This is a genomic window from Methylobacterium sp. P3_A11 (assembly GCF_056403155.1).
In genome coordinates this window covers 1-21563 of record NZ_JBFUGA010000026.1, presented here as the reverse complement: position 1 = coordinate 21563, position 21563 = coordinate 1, and the positions used below count along the sequence as shown (strand labels likewise).

Genomic DNA, 21563 nt, shown 5'->3' with positions numbered 1-21563 from the left:
AGTCTGTCGGACCTCCAAGTCCGACTTTCAGGTCTGACCGCCAAGCTTTCACGCCTCTGAGCCTGCACACCCTCCCGCCTGCAGGCGCGTGCCGGTGTCCCAGGCTGCGCCCGGCGTCGCATTGAGGTGCATCAAGAGCGCCGCAACGGATCCGCGGCGGCAGATCCCGTACCGGGGCCGCGCCGGGCCGTGCGCGGGCGAAGCCGCCTCCGCACCGCGTCGGCGTCCCTTGATCCAGATCATGGCCCCGACCGCGGAGGAGGGCACCCTCGCGCCGTACCCGACAGCCAGCCGCCCACGATGCCGCCCCTGGCGGATCCCGGGCGCCCATCGGAGACCACGATGCCCGCACCCGCCGACCGACACGATCCGTTCGACCCCTTCGGCGTCGCCGCCGCGATGGGCGCGTGGAGCTGCCTGCTGAAGGCGGCCGAGGAAATCAGGGCCATCGACGCGGAGATGATGGACACGATGCTGGAGGCCGAAGCGATCGGTCCCGCGCCCGGAGCGCCCGATGCCGACATGAGGCTCGGCAACATCGTGACCCTGATGCGAAGCCTGAAGCTCGATCCGGAGGCCGTCCGACGGCGTGACCCGGCGGCCATGCGGGATCTCGAGGCGGTCTGCCTGCGCTGCACGCAGCGCGACCGCTGCGCGCACGAACTCCGGACCGGGACGGCCGCCGACGCCCACGCGGAGTTCTGCCCGAATGCCGCGCGCCTCGACCGATTGCGCCGTGCTTGAGCCGGGGCCGGCACCCGAACCGGTCTCGCCGGCCCCGCACCTGGCATCGACCCCCGCCCTGAAGCGGCCGGGAGCGGACCAGGTCCATGCCCTGCCGGCCGCGGACGTTCCGGGGTGCTTCGGGACGTCCTTGAAGGTGGGCCTGACCGATGCGGAGGCGCGGCGGCGGCGCGCGCACGTCGGCCCGAACGTGATCGCCACACGGCAGAGGGCCGGCGTGCTCGCCCTGCTGCTGCACCAGTTGGCGAGCCCCGTCGTCTACCTGCTCGCGGCTGCCTGCGCGGTGTCGCTCGCCTTCGCCGATTGGCACGAGGCGGTCGCGGTCCTGGCGGTCCTGGCCGTCAACACCGGCCTGGGCTTCTTCACCGAGCTGCGGGCGGCGCGATCCGTCGAGGGCCTGCGGGCGCTCGGCACGCGCTCCGCCCGGATCCGCCGCGACGGGCACGTCCGGGTGCTCGCCGCCGAAGATCTCGTCCCGGGCGACATCGTGCTGGTCGAGGGCGGCGATGCCGTCCCGGCCGATATCCGTCTGGTGGAGGCCTCCAACCTCGGCGCGGACGAGTCGACCCTCACGGGGGAATCGGTGCCGGTCGACAAGGGGGCGTCCCCGGTCGCCGCGGAAGCGCGCCTCGCCGAGCGCGCCCCGATGCTGTTCCGCGGCACGCTGGTGACCCGCGGGAGCGGCACCGGCGTCGTCGTCGCGACGGGTCCGCGGACCGAACTCGGCGGCATCTCCCGGCTCGTGGATCAGGCCGAGCCGGATCGGTCGCCCCTGGAGCGACGCCTGGAACGCCTGTCGGGCCAGATGGTCTGGGTCGTCCTGACGATCGCCGTCCTCCTCGCCGTCCTCGGCGTGGCGACCGGCAAGGACCTTCGCCTCATGACCGAGGCCGGCATCGCGCTCGCCGTCGCGGCCATCCCGGAAGGCCTGCCCATCGTCGCGACCCTGATGCTCGCGCGGGGCATGTGGCGGATGGCGCGGCGGAACGCGCTGATCGAGCGCCTGTCGGCCGTCGAGACGCTGGGTGCCACGACCGTCATCCTGACCGACAAGACGGGCACGCTCACCGAGAACCGGATGACCGTGCGACGGCTGTCCTTGCCCGCCGGCGAACTGGACCTGTCCGCGCAGCGCCCCGGCGGGGCGCCGGAGGTCGAGCGCCTGCTCCACGTCGCGGTGCTCTGCAACGACGCATCGCTCGGGCCGGGTGCGGGACATGGCAGCGGCGACCCGATGGAACAGGCGCTGCTGCGGGCGGGCCGGTCCGTCGGGCTGGACCGTGCGGCGCTCCTGCGCGACCAGCCCGTCGTGCGCAAGCACGCCTTCGACGCGGGCACGCGCATGATGGCCACCGTCCACGCCGTGGGACCGCGCTACCGCGTGATGGTCAAGGGTGCCCCGGAGGCGGTGCTCGCGGCCTCGCGGCGCATGGGCGAGGGCGGGCGCGACCGCCCCCTCGACGAGGCGGCCCGCCACCTGTGGCGGCGCCGGGTCGAGAACCTCGGGGCAGGGGGCCTGCGGGTCATCGCCTGCGCCGAGAGGACGGCGGATGCGGACGGAGACGATCCCTTCGCGGATCTCACGTTCCTCGGCTTGGTGGGCCTGGAGGATCCGGCCCGGGCGGACGTCCCGGAGGCGGTGGCGGCCTGTCGCGACGCGGGCATCCGCGTGGTCATGGTCACCGGCGACCACGCCGTCACGGCCCGGAGCATCGCCCGCGCCGTGGGGATCGCCGGCCCGCGGGACCGCGTCGTCGAGGGCGTGCCCTGCGACCTCGCGCCAGGGGCGCTCGCAGATGTCGCGGTCTTCGCGCGGGTCAGCCCGGCCGAGAAGCTGTCCCTGGTCCGGGCGTATCAGGCGCAGGGCGAGATCGTCGCCATGACCGGCGACGGGGTCAATGACGCCCCGGCGCTGAAGCAGGCGGATATCGGCGTCGCCATGGGTCGGCGGGGAACCGACGTCGCGCGCGCGGCGGCCGCCATGGTCCTCCTCGACGACGCCTTCCCGACCATCGTCGGCGCGATCCGCGAGGGGCGGGCCATCTTCGACAACATCCGCCGCTTCGCCGCCTATCTCCTGGCCTGCAATCTGAGCGAGGTCATGGTCGTCGGGCTCGCGGTCCTGTCGGCGCTGCCGCTGCCGATCCTGCCGCTGCAGATCCTCTACCTGAACGTCGTGACCGACGTGTTCCCGGCCTTCGCGCTGGCGATGGGGGAAGGCCGGGAGGACATTCTCGAGCGGCCGCCGCGCGATCCGAGGGAGCCCCTCCTCGGGCGCCCGCAATGGATCCGGATCGCCCTGCACGCCGCCGTCCTGACGGCGGCGACCTTCGGGAGCCTGGCCGCCGCCGCGTCCTGGCTCGCCCTCGACCGGGCCTCCGTCGTGACCGTCACGTTCCTGACGCTCGCCTTCGCGCAGCTCTGGCAGGTCTTCAACATGCGGGCTTCCGGCTCGAGGCTGTTGCGCAACGAGGTCACGTGCAACCCCTGGGTCTGGGCCGCCCTGCTCCTGTGCACGGCGCTGCTCGTCGGCCCAACCTGCCTTCCTCCCGTCGGCACGGTGCTGGGCCTCGTCGCCCTCGATGGGAGCGGCTGGACGCTCGTTCTCTCGGCGAGCCTCGCACCGGTTCTGGTCGTCCAGCTCGGATCCCTGATCGCGGCGGCCCGCACGGCCGCCGGGCGTTTCGACCGTCCGGCCTGAGGAGGATCGCGATGGCGCCGAGCGCGGCGGATTGGGATGCACGGGTCGAGCGGCTGACCGGCCTTCTTCCCGCACGCGTGCAGGAGGCGGTCCGGTGGCTGCGAAAGCCCACGCGGCGGCCGCTGCGCGTGGCGGCGGCGCTCGCCCTGATCGGGGGCGGCGCGCTGTCGGTCCTGCCCGTCCTCGGCCTCTGGATGCTGCCGCTCGGTCTCGCGCTCCTGAGCGAGGATATCCCGGCTCTGAAGCCGCGGCTCGAAGCGGCGGCCCGTGCGGTGGAGGGCCTCCTGTCCCGCCTCCGGAAGCGATGACCGGTCCGGGCCGCGGGCGCCGGACGGCCCATCGTTGCGCTGGATCAAGGCGCCCCGCCCGGTCCGGCGGAGACTGGGGCGGACACCAGCCCGGAGCCCCCATGCCCCTCCCGTCCCCCCTCGCTGCGTTCCGCGACATCCTCGTCGCCGTCACCGAGGAGGGGCGCGGCGACGAACCCGAGACGGCCCTCGACTACGGCCTCTCCCTCGCCGCCACCGCGGGCGCCCACCTCACCGTGCAGTCCGCGGCCCGCCGGCTGACCCTGGTCGCCGGGGCGGGACTGGGCTTCGTCAACGACCTCGTCGGGAGCGAGAACAGGCGCCTGCGCGGCCTTGCGCTGGCGACCGCCGAGCGTGCCGCCGGGAACGCCGCCGGGGCGGGCGTGATCTGCACCACGGAGGCGCCCGCGCTGGCCTACCCGGACTTGATCGCCCGGCTGACCGCCCGCGCCCGGCTCGCCGACCTGACCCTCCTGGACGCGGAGACCCGGGAGGTCGACCTCGACCGCGACCTGATCGACGGGGTCTTGTTCGGGAGCGGGCGCCCGCTGATCGTGATACCGCCCGGGCGCTCCGCATGCGCCAGGCCGCGGGTCGTCGTCGCCTGGGACGGAAGCGCCCAGGCCGCGCGGGCCGCCAACGACGCCCTGCCGTTCCTGCGCGCGGCCGAATCGGTCGAGGTCGTGTCCGTGGTCGGCGAGAAGGATCTGTCGGCGACGGTTGCCGGCGCCGCGTTCGCCCAGCATCTCGCGCGCCATGGCGTGACGGTGTCGGTGACCACCCTGCCGGTCGTCGATGACGTCGCCGAGACGTTGCGGACCGCGGCGGGGCTGTTCCGTGCGGACCTGCTGGTGATGGGCGCCTACCGGCATTCCCGCCTGCAGGAATGGTTCCTCGGCGGCGTGACCCAGTCCCTCCTGGGGCGAAGCGGGGTACCGCTGTTCCTCGCCCATTGACCGTCGGGGCCGCAGGCGCGCCCCAGCCATGCGGCCGCAGCCCGCGCGCCGCTCCGGGCGCCGGGGAACCACGACACCGGGACAGCCGCGGGGGAGGGGATCCCTTCCCGCGATCCCTTCCCGGCAGCGCCCGCTCAGTCCTCGACCACGCGGCGGAGCCGGGCACGGCGCAGGCTGACCTGGCGGCCGCCGACGCGTTGGAGTGCCCCGTCCTCTTCGAGCTGCGAGAGCGTGCGCGACACGGTCTCGATGGTCAGGCCGAGAAAGTCCGCGATGTCGCGCCGGGTCATGGGAAGCGCGAAGGTGCCGATGCCGCCCAGGCGCTCGTCCACCTCGATGAGGAAGGCCGCGACGCGCTCCGCCGCCGAGCGGCGCCCGAGCAGGATCATGTGATCCTGGGCCTGGCGCAGGCTGGTCGTCGCCATGGTCCAGAGCCGGCAGGCGACCTCGGCCCGGTCGGTCGCAGCGCGCTCGATCTGCCGCCGCCCGAAGATCAGCACCCGGGTGTCGGACAGGGCCTCGGCCGTCTGACGGTGGCTCTCGCCATGCTCGAACCCGAACAGGTCGCCGGGCAGGTGGAAGCCGGTGATCTGCCGCCGGCCGTCGTTCAGCATCTTGTGAGTGCGCACTGCGCCGCTGACGACCTTGTAGACGAACTCGGCCTCCTCGCCCTCGCCGTAGATCTCCTCCTCGCGGGTGTAGCCGAACGGCGTCCCGATCAGGTCGGGACAGCCCGCGAACAGGACACCGGCGTGCCGCCCACCAACGGGGACGTTCAGGGCCATCTGCGGAATTGGGGGAAGGGTGATCTCATCGGCCATCGCTTCTCTCCTCGGGCGCATCGGATGGCGGGGAGATTGGCGGAGCCGGGGGGCGGGCGAAATTCCGGCCGTTCTCTTAAGCAGGATCACGTAAGGGCAACTACGTAGCCGCGCTGCGGCGCTCAATCGCCCGCAGCCGCCACGAGCCCCCATGCGGGCAGGGGATCGGACAGCACGAGCAGACCGTTGCAGCCGGCCAGAAGCGAGCCCAGCATCGTGGCGAGCCCGCAGGCCAGGAGACCCAGGACGAGGGTGAGGGCCTCGGCATGGCGGCGCAGGGCGTGGATGGACGCGCAGCCCGCGGTGAAGCAGGCCGCCACGGCGAGCGCCAGGGGATCGAAGGGCATGGTGCCGCTCCGGGCAGGGACGGGTCGGCGGCCCGGGTGAGGACGCACCGGCCCGCGCCGGCGCAGCCGGCGGGGCGCGTCAGACCGAGCGCGCCTGGGGCGACACGAAGAGCCGCCAGAGTTCGAACGCGGCCAGGACGGCCACGGCGAGGCCGATCACGACATGCACCCACAGGACGGGCTTGGCGTCCGCGAAGCCGAGCACCCACGGCGCCATGGCCGCCCACAGGCCGGCGGCGAGGTTGAGGTATTCCTCCCAGTCGTAGGTCTGGCCGAGGGCCAGAACCGCGATGACGGTGATGACGCCGCCGCTGAGGAAGGCGTTGCGCGCCGCGGCGGTGTCATAACCCAGCCCCAGGTACCAGGGCGCGAGGACCAGGGCGGCACCGAGAGCGATGTTGAGGGCGTTCGGGACCATGTCCCCAGTCTTGTTCTCGATGGTTCGCATCGCCGCCTCCCGACGCTGCACGGGCCGGACCGCTCAGAGAGGCCGGCCCTGGCGGTAGAGGGCCTGCCGCCTTCGATGGCCCGAGACTCCCGCATCGGGCCGGCCAGGCATTGATCTGCCTCAAGACCCGCGCGCCCCATCGTCCGGGCCGGCGTGGCAGGCCCGTTCGTCGGTCCCGACGGGCCTGTCGCCCAGGGGCTTCATCGTGGTCGAGCCGGCTCGAATCCGGGGCTCTCGGAGCGGGCGTCGACGGTGGGCGGGCAGGGCGGCGCGATCCGGGCGCCGGCCTGCCCGCCGCGAGCCGGCTCAGGCGATCCCGGCCAGCACCGCCGAGCGCACCAGTTCCTGCAGGTTCGCGGCCTGGGTCTTAGCCATGAGCTTGGCCCGGTAGATCTCGACCGTGCGCGGGCTGATGGCCAGCGCGCGGCCAATCTCCTTGCTGGTGCCGCCGGCGACGAGCTGGTCCAGAACCTGCCGCTCGCGCTCGCTCAAGGTGCCGACCCGCCGGACGAATTCCTGCAGGTCGGGATCGGCGACCTCCACCGGCCCGCCCCGCTCCAGGGCGGAACGGACCGCCTGCAGCAGCGCCGCGTCGTCGAACGGTTTCTCGATGAAGTCGCAGGCCCCGAGCTTCATCGCCGCCACCGCGAGGGGCACGTCTCCGTGTCCCGTCATCATGACGACCGGGATCTTGTGACCCGCCGCCCTGAGGCGGCGGAGCAGTTCCAGACCGTCGATGCCGGGCATGCGGATATCGGTCAGGACACAGCCCGAGGCCGGCTTGCCGAGCCGATCGAGGAGGTCGGCCCCGGCCTCGTAGAGTTCCACCGCGAAGCCGTCGGTCCCGAGCAGGAAGCCGACCGAGTCCCGCATGGCCGGATCGTCATCCACGACGTGCACGAGGCTAGCTGGCATGGCTGAGGTCTCCGTTGTGCACGGCCGGCAGCGTCAGCCGGAAGGTCGCCCCGCCCGCCCCGTTGCCCTCGACCCACAGTCGGCCGCCGTGAGCCTCGACGATGGTGCGGCAGATCGAGAGGCCGACGCCCATCCCCCCCTCCTTCGTGGTGACGAAGGGTTGGAAGAGCCGGTCCGCGACCTCGTCCGAGATGCCCGGCCCGGTATCCGAGACGGCGATCTCGATGCTGTCCGGTCCCGCAGGGCGCGCCTCGACATTCAGTTCGCGCCGGTGCCCCTGCTGCATGGCCTCGCAGGCGTTTCGCATCAGGTTGATGAGCACCTGCTGCACCTGCACCCGGTCGGCCAGGACCGAATGCGTGTCCGCGGCCAGCGTGACATGGGTCTTGATCCCCTGTCCGCGGGCTCCCACCAGGGCCAGCGTGCAGGCTTCCTCGATCAGCCGTGCCACCGGCTCGACCTGCTTCTCCGTCTCGCCACGGGCGACGTACTCGCGCAGGCGGCGGATGATCTGACCGGCCCGCAGCGCCTGCTCGGCGGCCTTGTCGAGCACCTCCATCGTCTTGGCGATGTTGTCCGGGTCCGGACGCGCCAGCAGGCGGCGGCAGCCCCTGGTGTAGTTGGCGATGGCGCCGAGGGGCTGGTTCAGCTCGTGCGCCAGGGTCGAGGCCATCTCGCCCATGGCGCTCAGGCGCGAGACGTGGACGAGTTCGGACTGGAGTTCCTGAAGGCGGGCCTGGGTGTGCTGGCGTTCGGTCAGGTCGTTGATGAATCCGGTGAAGAAGACCTGCTCGCCCGAGCGCATCTCGCCGATGGCGAGTTCCATCGGGAAGATCGATCCGTCCCGCCGCTGGCCCGTCACGACCCTGTGGGTGCCGATGATCCGCCTCTCCCCGGTCCGCCGGTATCGATCGAGATAGCCGTCGTGCTCACTGCGCATCGGCTCGGGCATCAGGATGCGGACGTTCCTCCCGACCGCCTCCGCCGCGGCGTAGCCGAACAGGCGTTCGGCCGCCGCGCTGAACGAGTGGATGAGTCCGGCCTCGTCGATGACCACCATGGCCTCGGGCACGGTGTCGAGGATGGACTGGAGATGCGCCTCGCGGGCGCGGAGGTCCACCTCCGCACGCTTCTGCGCGTCGATGCTGAGCACGACCCCGCGGTGCCGGACCGCCCGGCCCTCCGGGTCGAGCTGCACCCGCCCGCGGGAGCGCAGCCAGCAGACGTGGCCGTCGGGCCGGGCGACGCGATAATCGACCTCGTAGCTGCCGCCGTCCCGCAAGGCTCGCTGCAGGGCGTCCGCCCGGCTCTGGCGGTCGTCCGGATGCACCAGGGCCTGGGAGGCGGCGAAGGTGGTCAGTTGCTCGGACGGGACGCCGAACAGGCGGCCACAGGTCGGGGAGACCGTGGCCCGGCCGGTCGGGATGTCCAGCGACCAGATGCAGATGCCGACCTCGTCGAGGGTCTGCCGAAGCTCGTCGCCGGACTGCGTGCCGCCGCCGTCTTGGTCGGAGCCGGGCGTGCCGGCGGGGTTCGTCATCGTTCACACCGGTGAAAATCCTGCGCGCAACGGCGGAACTCACCTGTGCCCGGCGTCTCACGTCGCTCGCATCACGCGCCCGTGAAGCTACTCCAGTTCCCGCGTAGAAAACAGCCGGCGGCAATGTTCGCGGCCGAATCCAAATCGTTCTCCGATCCGGCCGCTTATTGGAGGCAGGGCTTGAGCTGGATCAAGGCTGCCCGGTCGCGGCGGGGCGAACCATGGGGCCGATCCATCCCGGAGACGCCCATGCCCAGACAGGCCTCATCCCCGCTCGCGGCCATCCGCGACGTGCTCGTCGGCACCGCCGTGGAGGGCGAGCGCGAGGAGGTGTCCTCGGCCATCGGCTACGGTCTGACCCTGGCCAAGGCCGCCGGCGCCCACCTCACCGTCCAGTCGGCATCCTGGCGCCTCTCGGGCAGCGACGCCTGGCTCGGCGACTTCGACTTCGACGGGGCCTCCGTCATGGACCGCCGCCTCGACGCCCTGGCCCGCTCCGTCGCGGAGCGCGCGGCCGGGGACGCGGCGCAGGCCGGGGTGGTCTGCACGACGGAGGCGCCGAGCCTGACCTACCCAGACATCGTGAACCGGCTCGCCGAGCGGGGCCGCCTGCACGACCTGACCGTTCTGGACATCGGCCCGCGAACCTACGACCTCGACCGGGAGATGGTCGAGAAGGCGCTGTTCCACAGCGGCCGGCCGGTCATCGCCGTCCCGCCGGGACACGATGCCTTCGCGGCGCGGCGGATCATCGTTGCCTGGGACGGCAGCGCCCAGGCCGCGCGGGCCGCCAACGACGCCCTGCCGTTCCTGCGCGCAGCCGAAGCGGTCGAGATCGTCTCGGTCGGCACCGAGGCGGCGATCGAGGCCACCGTGCCGGGGGCCGAGTTCGCGCCCCACCTCGCGCGCCACGGGGTGAACGTCAGCGTCAACGACCTTCCGACGGGCGACAGCGTGGCCGGCACCCTGCGCAGCCAGGCCGGGTTGTTCCGGGCCGACATGATCGTGCTGGGCGCCTACCGGCATGCCCCTGTGCGCGAGTACTTCTTCGGCGGCGTGACGCGGTCTTTCCTGCGGGGCAGCCCGGCCCCGCTCTTCCTCGCCCGCTGAGCCGGGGAGACTGCGATGCGCAACCGACCCCCCTCACGGAGCGACGCGGCGGGCCGGGCCGCGCGGCCGCGGACCCTCGCCCGTCGCCAGCCCCGACCGGCGCCGCCCAAGGCCGACGAGGCGCCCGCGCAGGAGCGCGCGCCGAACAGGATGGACTGGGCGGACCCGCTGACCGAGGAGGAACGCGAAGCCCTGGAGGCCGGATGGGGCTTCGTCGAGTGAGGCGCCGCAGCCGCGCCTGACGGGCGAACCCGACACGACCGGGTTGCCGTGATCACCGTCGGGCCGCCCGGTCTCGTCGGTGTCGCTCAGCGGCGCGCGGTGTCGGCCGCGGCGGGGCGGCGGCATCGACCACATCCTGCGGCGCCCGCCCCGGTCCGGCGGCCCGCGCCGTCCGGACCGGGCGCAAGGCAGGCCGGGGAGCCGGCCTCGCGGACGCCGATCATCGCCCGGTTTCCGCCCCGGGGAGCCGGAATCCGGCCTCCACCTCCTCCTGGGCAACCTCGTCCTGGGCAACCTCCTCCGCGCCCGTCAGGCCGCCCTGCATGATGTCGCCCTCGATCCGGCGGCTGTCGGGATGTCCCGGCGCAGGCCGCCCGGGCCAGGTCCAATCCCGGATCGCCGGCATGTCGTCGCCGGACCGGCAGACATACGCGCGATGGGCGGCCAGGGCCTGCCGGAGCGCCTCCTCGGCGTGCTCGGCCCGGCCCCGCAGCCGGGGTGCGGCCCGCAGGGCGGCCTGGGCGAGGTGGAAGCGGTCGAGCCGGTTGAGCACGCACATGTCGAACGGCGTCGTGGTCGTGCCCTCCTCGATGAAGCCGTGCACGTGGAAGTTGCCGTGGTTCGTCCGCTTGTAGGTCAGCCGATGGATCAGCCACGGATAGCCGTGATAGGCGAACACCACCGGCCGGTCGCGGGTGAACAGGCTGTCGAAGGTCGCGTCGTCGAGCCCGTGCGGGTGCATCTCGCGGGACGGCAGCGTCATCAGGTCGACGACGTTGACCACCCGGACCCGGAGTTCCGGGACGTGCCGGCGCAGCCAGTCCACCGCCGCGAGGGTCTCCAGGGTCGGGACGTCCCCGGCGCAGGCCATCACGACATCGGGCTCCGCATCCCCCTCGTTCGAGGCCCAGTCCCAGATGTCGGCGCCGGCCGCGCAATGCGTGACGGCCTCGTCCAGGGTCAGCCATTGCAGGGCGGGCTGCTTGCCGGCCACGACCACGTTGATGCGGTCGTAGGTCCGCAGGCAGTGGTCGGTGACGCAGAGCAGGCAGTTCGCGTCCGGCGGCAGGTAGATCCGGGCCGTGTCGCCGCGCTTGTTCGCCACGAAGTCGATGAAGCCCGGGTCCTGGTGGCTGAAGCCGTTATGGTCCTGCCGCCAGACATGGGACGAGAGCAGGATGTTGAGCGAGGGCACCGGCCGGCGCCAGCGCAATGCGCTCGCGGATTTCAGCCACTTGGCGTGCTGGTTGACCATCGAATCGACCACGTGGGCGAAGGCCTCGTAGGTCGCGAACAGGCCGTGCCGGCCGGTCAGCACGTAGCCCTCCAGCCAGCCCTCGCAGAGATGCTCGCTCAGCACCTCCATCACGCGGCCGTCGCGGCCGAGGTGGTCGTCCCCCGGCAGGACCTCCGCCTGCCAGGCCCGGCTCGTCACCGCGAAGACCGCGTCCAGCCGGTTCGAGGCGGTCTCGTCCGGACCCATGATGCGGAAGTTGCGGGACTCGGCGTTCAGGGTCAGGACGTCCCGCAGGTAGGTCCCGAGCGCGCGGGTTGCCTCGGCCGTGGTCCGGCCGGGTTCCGGCACCGCGACCGCGAAGCGCCAGAGATCGGGGAGCCGCAGCGGGACGCTCCTGCGTGCGTTCGCATGGGGATTGGCCGAGATCCGCCGCGGCCCCTTCGGCGGCAGGGCGGCGAGGTCGGGCACGAGCGAGCCGTCGGCGGCGAACAGCTCCTCCGGCCGGTAGGCGCGCATCCAGCGCTCCAGGACCGCCCGGTGCTCCGGGTTCTCCCGCACGGCCGCGACCGGCACCTGATGCGCGCGCCACGTGCCCTCGACCGGCTTGCCGTCGACGTGCGCGGGTCCCGTCCAGCCCTTGGGGCTGCGGAGCACGATCATCGGCCAGCGCGGCCGGGCCGTCGGGCCGCGCTCAGCCCGCGTCCGGATCGCCGCGATTGCGTCGAAGGCCGCGTCGAGGGCCGTGGCCATGGCCTGGTGCATGGTCGCCGGATCGTCGCCCGCGACGAAGCTCGGCTCGTAGCCGTAGCCGACGAGGAGGTCGCGCAGCTCGGCCTCCGGTATCCGCGCGAGGATCGTCGGGTTGGCGATCTTGTAGCCGTTGAGATGGAGGATCGGCAGGACCGTGCCGTCGTGGCGGGGGTCGAGGAACTTGTTCGCGTGCCACGAGGCCGCCAGCGGGCCCGTCTCGGCCTCGCCGTCCCCGACCACGCAGGCCACGGTCAGGCCGGGATTGTCGAGGGCCGCGCCGAACGCATGCGCCAGGGCGTAGCCGAGCTCGCCGCCCTCGTGGATCGAGCCCGGCAGCTCGGGCGAGGCATGGCTCGGGATGCCGCCGGGGAACGAGAACTGCCGGAACAGCAGGGCCATCCCGTCCTGGTCCTGCGCCACGTCCGGGTAGACCTCGCTGTAGGTGCCTTCCAGGTAGGCGTTGGCGACGAGGCCCGGCGCGCCGTGGCCCGGCCCCCACACCGCCATCAGGTCGAGGTCGCGCTGCCGGATGACCCGGTTGAGATGCGCGTAGATGAAGTTGAGGCCGGGCGTCGTGCCCCAGTGGCCGAGGAGCCGGGGTTTGACGTGCTCGGGCCTGAGCGGCTCGCGCAGCAGCGGGTTGGCCATGAGGTAGATCTGGCCGACCGACAGGTAGTTGGCGGCCCGCCAGTAGGCGTCGATCTGCCGGAGGCCGTCCGGCCCGAGCGGCCCGGGCACGAAGGCGAGGCGGTGCCCCGCGTCCCGATCTTCGCCGTCGTGGCGCTCCCTCGACGTGTGCGGCGCGTCCATGTCGGCCTCCCCGGCGGCTTCGGATCCCGGGGCCGACCCTGGCGGCAACCGGGGCCGGCGGCGTTGAGCTGAATCAAGGCGCCTCGGGTCCCGGCCGGCAGAATGCACCCGTCAGCAAGGCGGGAGCGAACGATGACCCTGGTACTTCGATCCACCCACATCCAGACGGTGCGCCGGGTGCGGATGCCGGTCGGTCTGGCGCCGCGGAACGATGCGGGCCGACAGGTCGTCGGGGACGGCTACCGCTACCGGAGCATTCCCAGCCTGCAGGCCCTGGCCCTGGCCGTCGTGGCGTCGGTGGTGACGCCGGCGCTGCTCTGGCTGGCCCTCTGAATCCGCGCCGAACCGAGGAGACCGGCCATGGACGACAAGACCGTGCACCAGCACGTGCTCGACGAGCTGGAATACGCCCCGATGATCGACGCGGCACAGATCGGCGTCATCGTCGAGAACGGCATCGTGACCCTGACGGGGCATGTCCGGAACTACGCCGAGAAGGGCATCGCCGAGCGCGTCGCGCTCCGGGTCCGCGGCGTGCGCGGCGTCGTCGAGCGGATCGAGGTCCGTTACCCGGGCAGCCCCGGTCTCGGGGACGAGGCGCTGGCCGAACGGTGCGCCCGGGTGCTGGAATGGGACGTGCGGATCCCGGAGAGCGCGGTCACGCTCAAGGTCGAGCGGGGCTGCGTCACGCTCCAGGGTTGCGTGCCGCACTACCACCAGAAGGCGGCGGTCGATCAGGCCCTGCGGCGCCTGGCCGGCGTGACCGACATCGTCAACCTGATCGCCGTGAAGCCGCCGGCCCGGGCCACCGAGGTGAAGTCCCGCATCCTGGCCGCCCTCCGGCGCAGCGCCCGGGACCCGGATACGATCCGCGTGCACGTGGACGGCGACACGGTCACCCTCGACGGGTGCGTCGACCTCTGGCGCGAGCGCGAACTCGCCGAGCGGGCGGCATGGTCGGCGCCCGGCGTGCGCGCCGTCGAGGACCGTCTGACGCTCGCCTGCTGAGGGTCGCGGTCGCCGGCTGTCGCCGCGGAGGCCGCCGTCCCGGTCCCGCCGGACCCCGACCAGCGCCCGACCGGCGACGGGTCGGGCCGACCCCGCGCGCCCTTGAGCTGGATCAAGGTCGATGCCGCGAACCCGGGCCACGGTGCCCCGACGGCGCCGGAACCCCGGCCACGAGAGGCGGTCATGAAGATCTCGCACATCATGGTTTCGGTCGATCTGGGGGCCGCGGCGGCGGACCGCATCCAACTGGCGGCCGGCCTCGCGGAGCGCTTCGACGCCACGCTGACCGGCGTCGCCGGACGCCCGGTCCTCGGCCCCATGCCGGTCGGCGACATGCTGGAGGTCGAGCGGATCTGGGCTCTCGAGGAGCGCCGGGCGGACGAGCAGCTCGCGGAGGCCAAGGCCCTCTTCGAGCGCGAGGCCGGGGCGGCGCACCAGCGGGCCTGGCGCGCCGCCCCGGCCCAACCCCTGGCCTACCTCGCCGGGCAGGCACGCGCCGCCGACATCGTGGTCGTCGGCCGGCAGGGTCCGGCGGACGGCGACCCGGGTCCGATGGGTGTGCCGGTCGGAGCCCTCCTGATGGAGGTCGGCCGGCCGGTGCTGATCGCGCCCCCCGGGATCGAGGATCTCTCGGCGAAGCGGATCGTCGTGGCCTGGAAGGACACGCGCGAGGCGCGCCGGGCCGTCCATGACGCCCTGCCGTTCCTGACCCGGGCCGACGCGGTCGACATCGCGGTGGTCGGCCCCGGCGCGGACCTTGAGGGCGCCGAGGATGTGGCCGCCTACCTCGCCGGCCATGGGGTCGGCGTCACCACGCACCTCCTGCGCAGCCCGGAGATCGGCGCCGCGGACGAGATCCTGCGGTTCGCCGGGCGCGCGGAGGCGGACCTGATCGTGCTGGGGGCCTACGGCCATAGCCGCCTGCGCGAGTGGGTCTTCGGGGGTGTCACGCGCGACCTGCTGCGCACGACCCCGGTCTGCTGCCTGATGAGCCACTGATGCGCCCGGCCACCACCTTCGCGGCGGGCGCCCTCGCCCTGCTCACCGTCCTTCGCGCCGGCCCGGCGGCATCCTGGGACCGGGAGGTCAAGCAGGGCGAGACCCTCGCCCGGACCAACTGCGCCCGCTGCCACGCGGTCGGGCGGGTCGGGGCGAGCCCGCTGCGCGAGGCGCCGCCCTTCCGCGACCTGCACACGCGCTACCCCGTCGAGGACCTGGGCGAGGCGCTGGCCGAGGGCATCCGCACCGGACATCCCAGCATGCCCGAATTCCGGTTCGACCCGGACCAGGTCGAGGCTCTGATCGCCTACCTGAAGTCCCTGGAGCGCTGAGCGCGGAGACCCCCGATGTTCCTGCGCTGTCTCCTCGTCCCCACCGCCCCCGGCCTCGATGCCACGCGCCGGCTCGATGCCGCCCTCCGTCTGGGTCGGCGCCTGCACGCGCATATCGGCGTCACCTACATGGCGCCCGGCCCGGAGCACGTGCAGGCCGCGCTCGCGCGCCTCGTGCCGATGGACCGCGTCTCCCTCGCGGCCATCGCACGGGGCGTGCGTGAGTCCGCGGCCGAGGGCGAAGCGGCCCTGCGGGCGTGGTGCGGGCGCGAGGGGGTGCCGCTCGCGATCCCGGACGGGCGCCTCGACGCCACCTTCGCGACCTGGACCGAACTGTCGGGCGAGGTCGAGCCGCTCCTGACGCTGGCAGGCCGCGTCAGCGACCTCGTCATCGTCGACCGGCGCGACCCGGAGCGACCCTTCACCGGGCGGGCGCTCGACACCGCGCTGTTCTCGGTCGGGCGTCCGACGCTGATGGTCGGGGAGACCCTGCCCTACGACCTGCTCGACCACGTGGTCGTCGCCTGGAACGGCAGCCTGGAGGCGACGCGGCTGATCGGCCAGTCCATCGCGCTGCTGCACGAGGCGCGGCGCGTGACCGTCCTGCACGCGCGCACGGAGCGATACGAGGAGGCGCGGGCGGCCGACCTGTGCGCCTACCTGCGCTGGCACGGCATCGTGGCGGAGGCCGTCAGTCTGCAGATCGCGGCGGGCTCGGTCGGCGCGGCCATCCTGGCGGAGGCGGAGCAGCGGAACGCCTCGATGCTGGCGCTCGGGGCCTACACCCACAGCCGCGTGCGCGAGTTCCTGCTCGGCGGCGTCACCCGCCACGTCATCGAGCACGCCCGCATGCCGGTGCTGATGGCGCATTGAGGGCGCGCTGACCCGCCGGCTTTTGCGCCGTGTCCCGGGTCCCGGGCGCAGGGTCTCGCGGCCGCCGCGAACAGGGCGGTTGCGTGCGGGCTCACCCGTCCTGCCGGCTGCCCGGGCAATCCTGTCAGTGGCTCATCAGGCAGCAGACGGGTGTGGCCGCCAGCAGGTCGCGGGTGACGCCGCCGAAAACCCACTCGCGCAGGCGGCCGCGGCCGTAGGCACCCGCGACGATCAGGTCGGCGCCGTGCTCGGCGGCGGCTTCGGCCAGCGCCTGGGCGACCGATGCGCCGAAGGCGTCGCGCCGGACGCAGACGGCGTAGACGTCGTGGGCCTGGAGGAGGCGCAGGCTGTCCTGCCCGTCGGAGATCGCCCCCTCGTCGATGGACACGACGAGCACCTCGGACGCCCGCTTCAGGAACGGCAGCGCATCCAGGACGGCCCGGCGCGCCTCGCGGGTGTCCTTCCAGGCGACAACGACCCGCTTGGCGTCCAGATGGTCGACGTCCGGCGGCACCACCAGCACCGGGCGGCCGAGATGCATGAGCGCGTCGGCCGGATCGACGGCGAGCCGCGCGGGTTCGGGGGCGGAGCTGCGTCCGGTCACCACCAGGTCGGCGGCGGCGGCCTGCGCGACGAGGAACGGCAGCGGACGCTCGATGGCGGAGCGCCATTCGACGCGGCCGCGGCCGCCGGCGGCCTCCACGAAGGCCGCCTGCGCCAGGCGGAGGTCGTTCAGGAGGGCCGCGTCCGCGGCGGCGGCGCTCGCCGCGGGGGCCGGCGGCGGAGCYGCGTAGCCCGGCTGCTCCGCCGCGACCCCGATCAGCCGGGCGTGGAAGTCGTCGGCGAGGTGACCGGCGAGGCGCATGCGGTTTCCCGCGCCCTCCGTCAGGTCCACGGCCACCATGATGCTCGCGTAGGTCATGGACGGTCTCCATCGGACTGGGACGTCCGCATGCGCGCGCGACGGGCAGGCGGGCTCGGCGGCCCGGCCTTCCCGCCGTGGGGCTCCGCGTAAGGTCAGGTGGTCCTAGCGCAGGGTCAAGTGGTCCTCCACGGCGTGCACGCCGGGCGCCGACCATGCGGCGTTCTCGGCGAGCCGGCGCTCGTACCAGGCGTTCACCTTGCCCTTCAGGACCACCTTGGCGTCCTTCACCGTCACCTCGATGGCGTCCGCCTCCAGCTCGGCGTTGCGCTTGAGGGCCGCCAGAATCTTCGCGTGCACGTCGGGCACGCTCGCCTTCGGCGTCACCGCGATGGTGTTGACGATGCCGGCGACGCCCGCGAGGCGCCGGATCGCCCGATAGGCCTCCTCCTTCTGATACTGCCAGTCGACCGTCCCGGTGAGCGTCACCCAGCCGTCCTGGACCTTCACCTGCACGGCGTACTTCGGCACGGTCACGGACCAGTCGAGCATCTGCACGGCGCGGTGCGCCAGATCCTCGTCGCGCGGCGGCGCCTGGCCGCCGAACCGGACCTTGATCTCCTCGACCACCCCGCGCACGCCGCGGACCTTCTGGGCCGCCTTCTCGGCGGCCACGCGCTCCGTGTAGCTGCCGACGTGACCGGAGAGCGTGACGATGCCGTTCTCCACGGCGACGCCGATATGGGCAGCGTCGATGCTCGGGTCGAAGTCCAGCTCGTCGACGACGTTCTGGCGAATCAGCGTGTCGCCCATGGTCCCTCTCCTCGGTGCGTCCGGGTCGCCCCTGGCGGGGACCGACGCTAGGCCCGGCAGGCTTGCGGACATTGATCCAGCGCAACGGCCTCGCCCGCTGCGATCCGGCCCCGCATCGGGCAGGCCAGGGGGCGGCCCCGGGCCGTGCGACGGGCCGCCACGGCGGAGACCATGTCGCGGGCATCGAACAGCCGGTCGAAACTCGGCACGTCGGAGAAGGCGTCCGGAACGCGCGCGTTGCCAGCGATCAGCGCGAAGGGGATGCCAAGCCGGCGGAGGGCGCAGGCCAGGGGGAAGCCCGGCCCCTGGTTCAGGTCGACGCTGACGACCGCGAATTCGGGCCGGTGCGCACTCAGGCTCTCCACGGCCTCTCCGCAGGTCCCGTACGGCCCGCTGACGGCGCAGCCGGCCGCGGTGAGGACGTCTTCCAGCCACATGCCCGGCAGCGCCTGCGGCTCCGCGACGAGGACAACCGGCCGCGCTCCTGTTCCAGCTTCCATCGCCCGCTTCCCTTTCCGGTTGCCGCGGCTCCAGGATAGACCGGCCGGGCCGGCCGGCCTTGATCCAGCGCAAGGGCGCCGGCGCAGTCAGGTGCCGGGGGCCGGCGGGACGAGGCGTTCGCGGCCGGGCGGGTCATCCCCGGCACGCCGGGCCTGCGCGGCGCGATGGGCCTGCGCCTTCCCGTGCAGCGGCCAGTAACGCTCCATGGCGAGGTAGGTGAACGAGGCCGACCAGCCGATCAGGAGGAGCCCGTTGAGCGCCTCGACACCGGTGAGCAGGCGGGCGTGGCCGAGGGGCACGTGGTCGCCGTAGCCCAGCGAGGAGTAGGCGACCACCGAGACGAACAGGCAGTCCTCGAAGGTCTGGATGGGCACGCCCGAGAAGGCCCCGAGCCCGAACCGGAGCACGAGGAGCCAGTAAGCGCCCGCGTAGACCCACACGGCGACCGTATGCCCGGCGAAGGCGGCGAGCACCACCGCGACGATGCGCCAGCGCGGCGGCACCGGCAGTTCGGCGAGATGCTCCGAGGTGAGGCGAAGGGTCTCGTAGAGCACCAGGATGGTGACCATGACGAGGACGATGCTGGCGGTCAGGACGACGAGCATGGCTTCGGTCCGCGCGATGGGCTCCCGGGGGATCCTGTCCGACCTGCCGGGCGCCTCATTGACCTGCCTCAAGCCGCGCCCCGGTCCCGGCGGCCTCGTCGGCCATGCCGTGATCCAGATCAACGCGGGACGCGCTCCGAGGGCATCCCATGCCACCCGGTGGCCCGTTCGGTCGCCCGGACCCGGGAGGCAATCATGGCGGACATCCACGTATCCGAGGCCCTCTGGTCCGGCGGCATGCCCCCCGAGGGCATCCTGGAACGGTGGCTCGTCGCGGACGGCGCGCGCGTGCGGGCCGGGGAGGCCGTGGCCACCGTGCGCATCGGCGGGGCGCTGCACGACATCGTCTCTCCCGTCGCCGGGCGCCTGGAGGAAATGGCGCCGGCGCGCGAGGCGGTCGATCCCGGCTGCATCATCGCCGAGGTCCATGCGTGACGACCGGCACGCCGCGGCACGCGCCGGATCGCCGAGATGGCTGCGGCGACCGATGACATCCGCAGCCTGAAATTCGCGCCGGCCGCGGCGGCGGGCAGATCCCCGGAGGATTGAGGATGCCGCTGCCCCTCCCGGCGCTTCTCGCCGACATCGGCGGCACCTACGCCCGCTTCGCCGTCCTGCCGGAGCCGGCGGCCCGGCCCACGCCGATCTGGAAGGTGCCGACGGCCGACTACCCGGGTCCGGTCGCCGCAATCCGGGCCTTCCTCGACCGACCGGGCCCGGTCCGGCCACGCTCCGCCTGGCTCGCCGTGGCGGGCCGCGTCGACAAGGGCGTCACGCGCCTGACCAACGCACCCTGGACGTTCGACCGCGGCGCGATCGGCGCCGCCCTCGGCCTGGAGGCGGTGCGGCTGGTCAACGACTACGTTCCGCTCGCCGGCCTGTTACCGAGTCTCGCCGCGGACGACCCGACCGACCTTGCGCGGATCGGGCCGGGGGTCGCGGGCACGGGTCCGCGCCTCGTCCTCGGGCCGGGCACGGGCCTCGGCGCCGCGGCCCTGATCCCGGCCGGCGAGCGCCTCCTGATCCAGACGACCGAGGCCGGCCATGTCGGGTTCGGCCCCTGCGAACGCGACGACCTGCCGTGGGATGACCTGATGAAGGCCGCGGGCCGGCTCACGGCCGAGACCCTGCTGTCCGGGTCCGGGCTCGTCAGGCTGGCCCGGGCCATCGCGGCGGCGCGGGGCGTGGCCGCCGGCTGGTCCCGGCCGCCGGAAGTGCTCGATGCCTCCCTGGTCGATCCGCTCGCGCGGGAAACGGTCCGCCGGTTCGCGCGCCTGCTGGGCCGGTTCGCGGGCGATCTCGCCCTGACGTTCTCGGCGACCGGCGGCATCTACCTGGCCGGTGGGATCGCCCCGCGCATCGTCGAGGTCCTGCAGGGCGGGGCATTCGGGGACGCCTTCGAGGACAAGCCCCCGTTCCAGGCGGCGATGCGCGCCATCCCGCGCTTCGTGATCCTGCGTCCGGAACCGGCCATCGATGGATTGGCAGCGCTCCTGGCGGCCGAGGACCGCTTCCTGTTCCCCGGTGCGGACTGGCGGGCTTGAGCCAGATCAACGCCGCAGGCGCGCGGTGCCCCACAGTGACGACCGGAGATTTTCGGTCAGAGGCCATCGCCATGTCGTATGCCAGCATCATGGTCGCAGTCGATGACGGGCGCCACGCGCCGGCGCGGGTCAGGCTCGCGGCGGAGCTGTCGCATCGCCTGGGTGCCCGCCTGATCGGGGCGGGCGCCTGCCTGCCGGACTACCCGCAGGGCTACGGCGAGACGGCGGTGCCGATGGGCACGGCCATCGAGGAGATCCGGCAGGCCGCACTGGAGCGGCTCGCAGGCGTCGAGGAGGTCTTCAGAGGGGCCTGCGGCCGGAGCGACCGCGTCGAGTGGCGCTCCGACATGGATGGTCCGATCCCGTTCCTGGAAGGCCAGTCCAGGGCCGCGGACCTCGTCGTGATCGGCCGCCCGGCGGACGACGAGCGGGTGACGGCCGGCTTGGCCGTCGATGTCGGCGACGCTCTCATGGAGCTGGGCAGGCCGGTGCTCGTGGTCCCGGCCGAGGTCGAGTACCTGGAGGCACGGCAGATCGTCATCGGCTGGAAGAACACGCTCCAGACGCGCCGCGCGGTGTCGGACGCCCTGCCCCTCCTGCGCCGCGCCGAGGCGGTCCAGGTGTTCCGCGTCGGCGACGGCGAGGACCGCGCCGAGGTCGAGGACGTGGTGCGTTTTCTCGCCCTGCACGACGTCAACGCCAGCGCGCACCATGCGAAGCCCTCGGGCTGGACCGTCGCGGACGACCTGCGCGGCGCGGCGCACGCGTTCGGCGCCGACCTGATCGTGACCGGCGCGTATGGCTACAGCCGTCTGCGCGAGTGGTTCTTCGGCGGCGTCACGCGCGACCTGTTGGCCAAGGCGACGATCTGCTGCCTGATGTCCCACTAGGAACCGCCGGCCCGACCCCCGCGGGGCGCGTCCTGCGGGAGGGCGGCCGGCCCGGGCTCATCGGCGCCGGCGCCAGCGGCGCAGCAGGCGTCGGAGACCGATCACCAGGGCGCCCGCGAGGACGAGCAGGCCGAGACCCGGATGCAGCAGGGCGGCCGCCTGGAACAGGACGAAGATCCCCAGGACGACCTTCCAGGGCTTCATCGGGGCGTCGTCGGGCTCCGCGC

24 protein-coding genes are annotated in these 21563 nt (G+C 73.2%); 14 read left to right on the top strand and 10 right to left on the bottom strand.

All coding sequences use genetic code 11. From position 1 onward, the window contains the following. Nucleotides 1-342 precede the first annotated feature (342 nt). The 4 genes from AC1DXK_RS10985 (at nt 343) to AC1DXK_RS10970 (ending at nt 4709) form a co-directional block, all read left to right on the top strand. On the top strand, nt 343-744 hold the full coding sequence (locus AC1DXK_RS10985) for a DUF6455 family protein (protein ID WP_457107416.1): 402 nt from the start codon (nt 343-345) through the stop codon (nt 742-744). Continuing rightward, complete coding sequence (locus AC1DXK_RS10980; protein WP_457107415.1) at nt 710-3445, top strand: cation-translocating P-type ATPase; 2736 nt, start codon at nt 710-712, stop codon at nt 3443-3445. The genes AC1DXK_RS10985 and AC1DXK_RS10980 overlap by 35 nt, the downstream gene beginning before the upstream one ends. Before the next feature lie 11 nt (nt 3446-3456). Then, on the top strand, nt 3457-3753 hold the full coding sequence (locus AC1DXK_RS10975; protein WP_457107414.1) for a hypothetical protein: 297 nt from the start codon (nt 3457-3459) through the stop codon (nt 3751-3753). Nucleotides 3754-3854: 101 nt separating this feature from the next. Then, complete coding sequence (locus tag AC1DXK_RS10970) at nt 3855-4709, top strand: universal stress protein (protein WP_457107413.1); 855 nt, start codon at nt 3855-3857, stop codon at nt 4707-4709. A 134-nt stretch (nt 4710-4843) separates the two neighbouring features. On the opposite strand, the gene AC1DXK_RS10965 is transcribed toward AC1DXK_RS10970, so the two are convergent. The 5 genes from AC1DXK_RS10965 to AC1DXK_RS10945 form a co-directional block, all read right to left on the bottom strand. After that, entirely contained in the window at nt 4844-5494 is a 651-nt protein-coding gene (locus AC1DXK_RS10965) for a helix-turn-helix domain-containing protein (RefSeq protein ID WP_457107435.1), read from the bottom strand. Between the two features lie 158 nt (nt 5495-5652). Continuing rightward, entirely contained in the window at nt 5653-5877 is a 225-nt protein-coding gene (locus AC1DXK_RS10960) for a hypothetical protein (protein WP_457107412.1), read from the bottom strand. A 79-nt stretch (nt 5878-5956) separates the two neighbouring features. Further along, nucleotides 5957-6325, bottom strand: coding sequence for an SPW repeat protein (locus AC1DXK_RS10955; protein WP_457107411.1), 369 nt, complete (start codon nt 6323-6325; stop codon nt 5957-5959). A gap of 306 nt (nt 6326-6631) precedes the next feature. Continuing rightward, complete coding sequence (fixJ, locus tag AC1DXK_RS10950; protein WP_457107410.1) at nt 6632-7240, bottom strand: response regulator FixJ; 609 nt, start codon at nt 7238-7240, stop codon at nt 6632-6634. Further along, a complete protein-coding gene (locus AC1DXK_RS10945) occupies nt 7230-8780 on the bottom strand; it encodes a PAS domain S-box protein (RefSeq protein ID WP_457107409.1) in 1551 nt (516 codons plus the stop codon). The genes fixJ and AC1DXK_RS10945 overlap by 11 nt, the downstream gene beginning before the upstream one ends. Before the next feature lie 249 nt (nt 8781-9029). Between AC1DXK_RS10945 and AC1DXK_RS10940 the strand changes: the two genes are divergently transcribed. Further along, nucleotides 9030-9890, top strand: a complete 861-nt coding sequence (locus tag AC1DXK_RS10940; RefSeq protein WP_457107408.1) for a universal stress protein — start codon at nt 9030-9032, stop codon at nt 9888-9890. A 15-nt stretch (nt 9891-9905) separates the two neighbouring features. Continuing rightward, the gene (locus AC1DXK_RS10935; RefSeq protein WP_457107407.1) at nt 9906-10112 is read left to right on the top strand and encodes a hypothetical protein; all 207 of its coding nucleotides are present in this window, start codon (nt 9906-9908) and stop codon (nt 10110-10112) included. Nucleotides 10113-10332: 220 nt separating this feature from the next. Here AC1DXK_RS10935 and AC1DXK_RS10930 read toward each other — a convergent pair whose 3' ends face one another. Beyond that, complete coding sequence (locus tag AC1DXK_RS10930; protein ID WP_457107406.1) at nt 10333-12909, bottom strand: phosphoketolase family protein; 2577 nt, start codon at nt 12907-12909, stop codon at nt 10333-10335. Between the two features lie 132 nt (nt 12910-13041). Between AC1DXK_RS10930 and AC1DXK_RS10925 the strand changes: the two genes are divergently transcribed. The 5 genes from AC1DXK_RS10925 (at nt 13042) to AC1DXK_RS10905 (ending at nt 16121) form a co-directional block, all read left to right on the top strand. Then, on the top strand, nt 13042-13242 hold the full coding sequence (locus AC1DXK_RS10925) for a hypothetical protein (protein WP_457107405.1): 201 nt from the start codon (nt 13042-13044) through the stop codon (nt 13240-13242). A 27-nt stretch (nt 13243-13269) separates the two neighbouring features. Beyond that, entirely contained in the window at nt 13270-13917 is a 648-nt protein-coding gene (locus AC1DXK_RS10920) for a BON domain-containing protein (RefSeq protein ID WP_457107404.1), read from the top strand. Between the two features lie 183 nt (nt 13918-14100). Further along, a complete protein-coding gene (locus tag AC1DXK_RS10915; protein ID WP_457107403.1) occupies nt 14101-14916 on the top strand; it encodes a universal stress protein in 816 nt (271 codons plus the stop codon). Next, the gene (locus AC1DXK_RS10910) at nt 14916-15248 is read left to right on the top strand and encodes a c-type cytochrome (protein WP_457107402.1); all 333 of its coding nucleotides are present in this window, start codon (nt 14916-14918) and stop codon (nt 15246-15248) included. Before AC1DXK_RS10915 ends, AC1DXK_RS10910 begins: the two co-directional genes overlap by 1 nt. Before the next feature lie 15 nt (nt 15249-15263). Next, a complete protein-coding gene (locus tag AC1DXK_RS10905; protein WP_457107401.1) occupies nt 15264-16121 on the top strand; it encodes a universal stress protein in 858 nt (285 codons plus the stop codon). 124 nt (nt 16122-16245) lie between these two features. On the opposite strand, the gene AC1DXK_RS10900 is transcribed toward AC1DXK_RS10905, so the two are convergent. The 4 genes from AC1DXK_RS10900 to AC1DXK_RS10885 form a co-directional block, all read right to left on the bottom strand. Then, nucleotides 16246-17043, bottom strand: a complete 798-nt coding sequence (locus AC1DXK_RS10900; protein WP_457107400.1) for a universal stress protein — start codon at nt 17041-17043, stop codon at nt 16246-16248. 105 nt (nt 17044-17148) lie between these two features. Continuing rightward, nucleotides 17149-17796: a BON domain-containing protein gene (locus AC1DXK_RS10895; protein WP_457107399.1), complete on the bottom strand. Its 648-nt coding sequence runs from the start codon at nt 17794-17796 to the stop codon at nt 17149-17151. Between the two features lie 47 nt (nt 17797-17843). Then, entirely contained in the window at nt 17844-18296 is a 453-nt protein-coding gene (locus tag AC1DXK_RS10890) for a response regulator (RefSeq protein WP_457107398.1), read from the bottom strand. Between the two features lie 87 nt (nt 18297-18383). Continuing rightward, on the bottom strand, nt 18384-18902 hold the full coding sequence (locus AC1DXK_RS10885) for an ion channel (protein ID WP_457107397.1): 519 nt from the start codon (nt 18900-18902) through the stop codon (nt 18384-18386). A gap of 195 nt (nt 18903-19097) precedes the next feature. Between AC1DXK_RS10885 and AC1DXK_RS10880 the strand changes: the two genes are divergently transcribed. From AC1DXK_RS10880 to AC1DXK_RS10870, 3 genes are all read left to right on the top strand, one after another. Next, on the top strand, nt 19098-19337 hold the full coding sequence (locus AC1DXK_RS10880; protein ID WP_457107396.1) for a biotin/lipoyl-containing protein: 240 nt from the start codon (nt 19098-19100) through the stop codon (nt 19335-19337). A 116-nt stretch (nt 19338-19453) separates the two neighbouring features. Continuing rightward, nucleotides 19454-20446: a glucokinase gene (locus tag AC1DXK_RS10875; RefSeq protein ID WP_457107395.1), complete on the top strand. Its 993-nt coding sequence runs from the start codon at nt 19454-19456 to the stop codon at nt 20444-20446. A gap of 71 nt (nt 20447-20517) precedes the next feature. Then, nucleotides 20518-21336, top strand: coding sequence for a universal stress protein (locus AC1DXK_RS10870; protein ID WP_457107394.1), 819 nt, complete (start codon nt 20518-20520; stop codon nt 21334-21336). Nucleotides 21337-21563: the final 227 nt, after the last annotated feature.